This window comes from Streptomyces sp. NPDC001700 (assembly GCF_053596435.1).
Window position 1 is genome coordinate 1 of sequence record NZ_JBSFGE010000062.1, and the last position, 9,903, is coordinate 9,903.

A 9,903-nucleotide genomic window follows, 5' to 3' on the forward strand; every position below is an offset into this window, starting at 1 on the left:
CGCATGCCCCAGCACCACCGCCACCTCACCACACACCACATCCACCAACACCCGCCCCTGCTCCTCACCCGACAACCCCACCAACCGACCGGCCAGCCCGTCGTGATGTGTCGCGGTGGCGGTGGTCTGGGCCGTTCGTCGTGGCTGGCGGACCAGCCCGCGCAGGATGGAGGGGAGCCGACCCGCCTGGGCCTGTGCCGTCAGGGCGGCGAGGTCGAATTTCACCGGCACCAACACCGAGTCGTCCGTGCTCAGGCCGATGTCGAACAGCGCCATGCCTTCGTCGGACGACAGCGGCTGAACCCCGCCACGCCCCATACGGGCCTGGTCGGATTCACTCATCGCCTCGATCATTCCGCCGGACTCGCCCCAGAGTCCCCACGCCAGGGACACGGCGGGCAGGCCCTGGGTCCGACGCCACTGGGCCAGGGAGTCCAGGAACGCGTTCGCCGCCGAGTAGTTGCCCTGGCCCGGGCCGCCGATCGCTCCGGCCGCGGAGGAGAACAGCACGAACGCGTCCAAGTCCAGTTCGGCGGTCAGCTCGTGCAGCATCAGCGCCGCATCGACCTTCGGCCGGAACACCGCGCCCAGGCGGTCCTGGTCCAGGCTCGCGATCACACCGTCATCGAGGACACCCGCCGTGTGCACCACGCCCGTCAGCGGCGACTCCGCCGGAATCCCCGCCAGCAGCTTCTTCACCGCTCGACGCTTCGAGACATCGCAGGCGGCCACGGTGACGTCCGCGCCGAGCTGCTCCAGGTCGGCCTTCAGTTCTCCGGCACCCGCCGCGTCCACGCCACGTCGGCTGACCAACAGCAGCTTTCGTACGCGGTGTTGGGTGACGAGGTGACGGGCCACCAAACCACCCAGGGTCCCGGTTCCGCCCGTGATCAGCACCGTGCCCTCGGGGTCCAGGACCGGGGAGGAGGTGCCGTCCTCGGCGGGCGTACGTACGTCGGCCGTGGCGGACGTACGTACCAGGCGCGGGATCCACACCGTCCCGCCGCGCACCGCCGCCTGGGGTTCTTCCGCCGCGAGCACACCCGCCATCGCGCCACGGGATTCGTGGTGCTCGTCCACGTCCATCAGCACGATGCGGCCCGGGTTCTCCGCCTGAGCCGAGCGCACCAGACCCCACACCGCGCCACCCGCCGGGTCGGTCACCTCGGCATCGCCGGACACTCCGACGGCGCCCCGCGTGACCACGACCAATCGGCTGGCGTCCAGCTCCGGGGCGGCCAGGAACGCCTGGAGGATCCCCAGCACCCTGCCCGAGAGGCCCCGTACCCGCTCGGCGCTCACCACACCGTCGATGGCATCGACGGCCAGCACGTCCGGTAGCGCCGCACCGGAGCTGACCAGCTCCTCAATGTCCCAGGACATCGACACCGAGCGGGGCGCGAGGGCCCCCGTCGTGGCGTCGACCGGCAGCTCCGTCCACTCCATGCGGAACAAGGAGTCCGTCCCGGGCTGTCCGGCCGTCTTCATCTGGTCCGCGGCGACGGCGCGCAGCACCAGCGACTCGACCGATGCCACGGGGGCACCGTCACCGTCGGCGATCTCCAGCGCGACCGATTCAGGACCGGTCGGTGTCATACGCACCCGCAGCGCCGACGCGCCGACCGCGTGCAGAGTCAGCCCACTCCACGCGAACGGGAGAATGACCTTGCCCGGCTCGGCCTTTCGCTCGGTGAAGGCACCACAGTGCAACACCGAGTCGAGCAGGGCCGGATGCAGCCCGAACCCGGCCGCCGCTTCCGCCTCCTCGGTGGGCAGAGCGACCTCGGCGAAGATGGTCCCGTCGAGTGTCCAGAGGGTCCTGAGCCCCTGGAACAACGGCCCGTAGTCGTACCCCGCCGCCACCTGTGCCTGGTAGAACCCCTCCAGGTCGACGGCTTCCGCGCCCGCCGGGGGCCAGACGTCGAAGGAGCGGGCAGGGGCGGGTGCCTGGCTCGCGAGCTGACCGCTGGCATGGCGCGTCCACGGTGTCTCGGACACCGCATCGTCGGCCCGCGAGTACACCGCGACCGAACGCACACCATCGGCCTGCGGCCCGCCGACCGACACCTGCACGCGTACCGCGCCGGACTCCGGCAGAACCAGCGGCGCCTCGATCACCAACTCCCGCAACGACCCAGCACCCACCTCATCCCCAGCACGGACGGCCAACTCCACCAACGCCGCACCCGGCAGCAGAGCCACACCCGATACGACGTGATCGGCCAGCCAGGGCTGAGCCGTCAGGGAGAGGCGGCCGGTGCACAGCACACCGCCGGTGTCCGGAATGGCCACCACGGTGGTGAGCAGCGGGTGTTCGGCCAAGAGGGCACCGTCGACTGCCGAGACGGTCGAGGTGAGCCAGTAGCGCTGTCGCTGGAAGGCATACGTGGGCAGGTCGACGCGGCGCGCACCCGTCCCCGCGAACACCGCCTGCCAGTCGACCGTGATGCCGCGCGTGTGCAGCCGTCCTACGGCGGTGAGCAGCGCCCGCCGCTCATCGGCCACATCGCGGCGCAGCGACGGCACCCCGCCCTCGCCGGTCATCGCGGTCAGGACGCCATCAGGGCCCAGCTCCAGGAACGTGGCCACGCCCTGCCCCCGAAGGGCCTGAACCCCATCGGCGAACCGGACCGTGCCCCGGACGTGCTCAACCCAGTACTCCGGCGAACACAGCCGCTCAGGGTCGGCCAGCTCACCCGTCAGGTTCGACACCACCGGCAGTCGCGGCGCGGCATACGTCAGACCGGCCACGACCTGGCGGAAGTCCTCCAGCATCCCGTCCATCAGCGGGGAGTGGAATGCGTGCGACACTCGCAGCTTCTTCACCCGGCGGCCCTCAAAGCCTCCGGCCACCGCCATCACCGCGTCCTCGGCCCCGGAGAGCACCAGCGATGCCGGACCGTTGATCGCGGCGATGCTCACGCCCTCGGTCAGCAGCGGGACGACCTCGTCCTCGGTCGCCTCGACGGCCACCATTACGCCACCCTCGGGCAGGGCCTGCATCAACCGACCCCGCGCCACCACCAGCGCGGCCGCGTCCTCCAGCGACCACACACCCGCTACGAACGCCGCCGCAACCTCACCGATCGAATGCCCGGCAACGAAATCCGGCCGCACACCCCACGACTCCACCAACCGGAACAGCGCCACCTCGACAGCGAACAACGCAGGCTGCGCAAACCCGGTCTGATCCAGCAGCTCGGACTCGCCGAACACCACCTCCTTCAGCGACCGCCCCAGCAGACCATCCACGGCCCCGCACACCTCGTCGAACGCCGCCGCGAACACCGGATAGGACGCATACAACCCACGCCCCATCCCCACTCGCTGCGACCCCTGACCCGTGAACACCACACCCAACCGACCAGGGACCACCTCCTCATCACGCACCGCCACCAAAGCATCCCGCGCCTCATCAACGGACTCCGCCACCACCACCGCACGGTGATCAAAACGTGCCCGCGCCGATGCCAGCGAGAACGCCACATCCGCCAGACCCACCCCCGGGTGAGCCTCCAGATACGCCCCCAGCCGCTCCGCCTGCGCACCCAGCGCATCCGCAGACTTCGCCGACACCACCAACGGCACAGGACCATCGATCACCGCGCCATCGGAGGCCACGCGCTCAGCAACCTCGGCCTCGACGGACTCCAGCACCACATGCGCGTTCGTCCCGCTAATGCCGAACGACGACACCGCCGCACGCCGAGGCCGGTCCACCTCCGGCCACTCACGCGCCTCCGTCAGCAACTCCACCGCACCCGCCGACCAATCCACCTGCGGCGACGGCTCATCCACATGCAGCGTCTTCGGCAGCACACCCCGCCGCATCGCCTCCACCATCTTGATGACCCCGGCCACACCCGCAGCCGCCTGCGCATGCCCGATGTTCGACTTCAACGACCCCAACCACAACGGACGGCCCTCGGCCCGCTCCTGCCCGTACGTGGCAATCAGCGCCTGGGCCTCGATCGGGTCGCCCAGCGACGTACCCGTCCCATGCGCCTCCACCGCATCGATGTCCGTGGCTGTCAGCCGGGCATTGGCGAGGGCCTGCCGGATCACCCGCTGCTGCGACGGACCGTTCGGCGCCGTAATGCCGTTCGACGCACCGTCCTGATTCACCGCGACACCGCGCACCACGGCCAGCACCTGGTGTCCGTTCGCCCGCGCGTCCGACAACCGCTCCAGCAACAACAGCCCAGCACCCTCAGCCCACGCCGTACCATCCGCACCCGCCGCGAACGACTTGCACCGACCATCCGGAGCAAGACCACGCTGCCGCGAAAACTCGACGAAACTGCCCGGCGTCGCCATCACCGCCACACCACCGGCCAGCGCCAGCGAACACTCACCCGACCGCAGCGCCTGCACGGCGGAATGCATCGCCACCAACGACGACGAACACGCCGTATCCACCGTCACCGCCGGGCCCTCAAAGCCGAACGTGTACGCCACCCGGCCCGAGACCAGGCTCCCTGCCGCTGCCGCCGCTTCGTAGTCGTGGTACATGGCACCGGCGAAGACACCGGTCCGGCTGCCCTTCAACTCGGTGGGATCGACACCAGCCCGCTCCAGCACCTCCCACGACACCTCCAGCAGCAACCGCTGCTGCGGATCCATCGCCAGCGCCTCACGCGGACTGATCCCGAAGAACGCCGGATCGAACTCCCCCGCGTCGTGGAGGAATCCGCCCTCCCGGACATACGACTTGCCGGGCTCGCCAGGCGTGGGGTCGAAGAGGTTGTCGATGTCCCAGCCACGGTTCACCGGAAACGAGGAGATGCCATCGCCACCATCGGCCACCAACTGCCAGAGTTGCTCGGGCGAGGAGACACCACCGGGCAGCCGACAGGCCATCGAAACGATCGCGATGGGCTCGGCCGAAGCCGCCAGGACTTGGTCCCGCTCCTCCTTGAGCTGCTCGTTCTCCATGAGCGAGGCGCGCAAGGCGGTGATGAGCTTTTCCTCGGACACAGACATTTCAGTTCCTCCGTAGCCCGCGACGGGGTCAGTTGTTGGTGGTGCCCATCGCCCGTTCGATGAGGCTGTCGACGTCCATATCCGCGATGAGATGCGACTGGTTCTCCCGAACCTGGTGCTCCGCCACCCCGGTGTTCGTCAGCTGCAGCAGCTTTTCCAGCACTCCCAGGTCCTGGAATCGCTGGAGCGGTACGGTCGCCAGCACACGGCGCAGTCCGGCCTCGTCCACCTCGGAAATGTCACTCACGCCTGTTTCCGGCACCAGCTCCGTTCGCAGGTGTTCGGTAAGAACGGCAGGTGAGGGATAGTCGAAGATCAGCGTGGCTGGCAGCCGGATCCCCGTCGCCCCGGCCAGTCGGTTGCGCAGCTCCACGGCGGTGAGTGAATCGAAGCCGAGTTCGCTGAATGCCTGCCCCGCAGCGATATTCGTCGCATCGGCGTGCCCCAGCACCACGGCGATCTCTCCACGGACCAGCTCCAGCAACCGTGCCGTCTGTTCCTCGACCGGCAGCGCCGTGAGCCGGTCCGCCAAGGGCTCGCTCGTGGTGGCACCGCTGCCCGCAGCCCGGCGTGGCTGGCGCACCAGTCCGCTCATGATGGGCGGCAGCTGTCCGGCGCGGGCCTGTTCCGCCAAGCCCGTGAAGTCGAACTTCACCGGTACCAGCACCGACTCCTCGGAGTGCAGACCGGCGTCGAACAGCGCCATGCCCTCTTCGGTGAACAGCGGCCGTACGCCGCCACGGTTCATCCGGGCCTGGTCGGCCTGGTCGAGGGCGCTGGTCATCCCGCTGGCCTGGCCCCACAGGCCCCAGGCGAGGGACACGGCGGGCAGCCCCTGCGCCCGACGCCACTGCGCGAAGGCGTCCAGGAACGCATTCGCCGCCGAGTAGTTGCCCTGGCCCGGACCACCGAGCAGTCCCGACGCGGAGGAGAACAGCACGAACGCGTCCAGGTCCAGTTCGGCGGTCAGCTCATGCAGCATCAGCGCCGCATCGACCTTCGGCCGGAACACCGTCTCCAGACGCTCCGGCGACAGGCTCCCGATCACACCGTCATCGAGGACACCCGCCGTATGCACCACACCCGTCAGCGGCGACTCCGCCGGAACCCCCGCAAGCAGCTCGCGCAGAGAGTCACGGTCGGCCACATCGCAGGCGACGATGTCGACCCGCGCGCCCAGGGCCTCCAGCTCGGCCCGCAGTTCCTGCGCACCGTCCGCCACCGGCCCCCGGCGGCTGGTCAGTACGAGGCTCCGTACACCGTGGGTCGCCACCATATGCCGCGCGACCGCTCCGCCCAGGGTGCCCGTTCCCCCGGTGATCAACACCGTGCCCTCGGGGGCGAGTGCGAGCGACGATCCCTGCGGGGAAGCGGCAGAAGTGGCGACGAGCCGTGGTACGTATGCGGCGCCCGCTCGGACCGCTACCTGTGGCTCGTCCGAGGCCAGCACGGTCGCGAGCAGCTCATCGGACAGCTCACCGCCGTCGATGTCCACCAACACCGCCCGGCCGGGGTTCTCCGCCTGCGCGGAACGCACCAACCCCCACACCGCAGCCCCCGCGGGATCCACCACCTCAGCATCGCCCTCAACACCCACAGCACCCTCCGTGACCACCACCAGGCGACCGGATTCCTCAGAAGCCAGGAACGTCTGCAACCGGCCCAACACCTCGGCACACAGGCCACGAACCCCCTCGGCCCCCACCACACCAGACCGCGCCCGCACCACCGACGCGGCATCAACCGGCTCCGGACCGGTCTCCGCCCGGGTCGACAGCGGCGACCACTCCACCCGGAACAGCGCATCGCTCCCGGCCGCCGCCCTCAACTGCTCATCAGCAACAGCCCGCAACGCCAACGACTCCACCGACGCCACGGGCGCACCCGCACCATCAGCGATCTCCAACGACAGTGCCTGCGCACCCGCCGACGACAACCGCACCCGCAACACCGACGCACCCGCCGCATGCAACGTCACACCATTCCACGCGAACGGCAACAACACCCCGTCCCCGCCAGACTCACCCGACTCCACAAACGCCCCCGCATGCAACGCCGCATCCAACAACGCCGGATGCAACCCAAACCCCGCCCCATCCCCCGCAGACTCCGCCCCCAAAGCAACCTCGGCAAACACCTCACCACCACGACGCCACACCGACCGCAATCCCTGGAACACCGGCCCGTAGTCGTATCCCGCCGCTACCCGTGCCTGGTAGAACCCCTCCAGGTCGACGGCTTCGGCGCCCTCCGGGGGCCAGACGTCAAAGGAGCGCGCAGGTATCGGTGCCTGGCTCGCGAGCTGACCGCTGGCATGGCGCGTCCACGGTGTCCCGGACACCGCATCGTCGGCCCGCGAGTACACCGCGACCGAACGCACACCATCGGCCTGCGCCCCACCAACCGAGATCTGCACACGTACGGCACCCGACTCCGGCAGAACCAACGGAGCCTCGATCACCAACTCCCGCAACGACCCCGCACCCACCTCATCCCCAGCACGGACCGCCAACTCCACCAACGCCGCACCCGGCAGCAACACCACACCCGACACCGCATGATCGGCCAGCCACGGCTGCACACCCAACGACAACCGACCACTGCACACCACACCACCCGAATCGGGGACACTCACCACCGAGCTGAGCAACGGATGGCTCTCCGACAGCGCAAGGTCGCCCGAGGATTCGTCCGGGATCAGCCAGTAGCGCTGCCGCTGGAAGGGGTACGTCGGCAGGTCGACGCGGCGCGCACCCGTGCCCGCGAACACCGCCTCCCAGTCGACCGTGATGCCGCGCGTGTGCAGCCGTCCTACGGCGGTGAGCAGCGCCCGGCGCTCATCGGACACATCACGACGCAGCGACGGCACACCGCCCTCGCCCACCATCGCAGTCAGCACACCATCAGGACCCAGCTCCAGGAACGTAGCCACTCCCAGCCCCCGCAGAGCCTCAACCCCATCAGCGAAGCGGACCGTGCCGCGTACGTGCTCGACCCAGTATTCCGGCGAACACAGCCGCTCGGGATCGGCCAGCTCACCCGTCAGGTTCGACACCACCGGAAGTCGCGGCGACGCATAGCTCAGCCCGGCCACGACCTGGCGGAAGTCATCCAGCATCCCGTCCATCAGCGGGGAGTGGAATGCGTGCGACACCCGCAGCTTCTTCACCCGGCGGCCCTCAAAGCGCCCGGCCACCGCCATCACCGCATCCTCAGCCCCGGAGAGCACCAGGGATGTCGGACCGTTGATCGCCGCAATGCTCACGCCATCCGTCAGCAGCGGGACGACCTCGTCCTCGGTCGCCTCGACGGCCACCATCACACCGCCCTCGGGCAGGGCCTGCATCAACCGGCCCCGGGCCACCACCAGGGCGGCCGCGTCCTCCAGCGACCACACACCCGCTACGAACGCCGCCGCGACCTCACCGATCGAATGCCCGGCAACGAAATCCGGCCGCACACCCCACGACTCCACCAACCGGAACAGCGCCACCTCGACAGCGAACAACGCAGGCTGGGCGAATCCAGTCTGATCCAGCAGCTCGGACTCGCCGAACACCACCTCCTTCAACGACCGCTCCAGCAGACCATCCACGGCCGCACAGACCTCGTCGAACGCCTCCGCGAACACCGGATACGACGCGTACAGCCCGCGCCCCATCCCCACCCGCTGCGAACCCTGACCCGTGAACAGCACACCGAGTCGGCCAAAAGTCACGTCCTCACCGCGCACGGCAGCCAGCGCGTCCCGCGCCTCATCAGCGGATTCCGCCACCACCACCGCACGGTGATCAAAATGCGCCCGCGACGACGCCAGCGAGAACGCCACATCCGCCAGACCCACCCCCGGGTGAGCCTCCAGGTACGAGGCCAGCTGCTCCGCCTGCGCACCCAGCGCATCGGCAGACTTCGCCGACACCACCAACGGCACCGCACCATCGGACACCACGCGCTCAGCAACCTCGTCCTCAACGGACTCCAGCACCACATGCGCATTGGTCCCGCTGATGCCGAACGAGGACACCGCCGCACGCCTCGGCCGGTCCACCTCCGGCCACTCACGCGCCTCCGTCAGCAACTCCACCGCACCCGCCGACCAGTCCACCTTCGGCGACGGCTCATCGATGTGGAGGGTCTTGGGCAGCACACCGTGCCGCATCGACTCCACCATCTTGATCACACCAGCCACACCCGCAGCCGCCTGCGCATGCCCGATGTTCGACTTCAACGACCCCAACCACAACGGACGATCCTCGCCCCGCCCCTGGCCGTACGTGGCAATCAGCGCCTGGGCCTCGATCGGGTCGCCCAGCGACGTGCCCGTCCCATGTGCCTCCACCACGTCCACATCCACCGCCGACACACCCGCGTTCGCCAGCGCCTGGCGGATCACCCGCTGCTGCGACGGGCCGTTCGGCGCCGTAATGCCGTTCGACGCACCGTCCTGATTCACCGCGACACCGCGAACCACGGCCAGCACCTGGTGTCCGTTCGCCCGCGCGTCCGACAAACGCTCCAGCAACAACAGCCCAGCACCCTCAGCCCACGCCGTACCATCCGCACCCGCCGCGAACGACTTGCACCGACCGTCCGGAGCAAGACCACGCTGCCGTGAGAACTGAACGAAGGCGATGGGGGTGGACATGACGGCCACGCCACCCGCCAAGGCCAGTGAGCATTCGCCCGACCGCAGCGCCTGCACCGCGGAATGCAACGCCACCAACGACGACGAACACGCCGTATCCACCGTCACCGAGGGACCTTCGAGCCCAAGGGCGTAGGAAACGCGACCCGAGACCAGGCTGCCCGCGGCGACGGCCTCGGAGTAGTCGTGGTACATGGCGCCTGCGAAGACGCCGGTCCGGCTCCCCCGCAGCGAGGTCGGGTCTATGCCCGCCCGCTCCAGCACCTCCCACGACA

2 protein-coding genes are annotated in these 9,903 nt (G+C 69.3%); both read right to left on the reverse strand.

The window, feature by feature from the left end; genetic code table 11:
• Positions 1-4,977, reverse strand: a 4,977-nt coding sequence (locus ACWC5C_RS41800; RefSeq protein ID WP_450884566.1) for a type I polyketide synthase, incomplete at its 3' end; no start/stop codon positions are given.
• A gap of 34 nt (positions 4,978-5,011) precedes the next feature.
• On the reverse strand, positions 5,012-9,903 hold a 4,892-nt coding region (locus ACWC5C_RS41805), incomplete at its 5' end, for a type I polyketide synthase (RefSeq protein ID WP_450884564.1).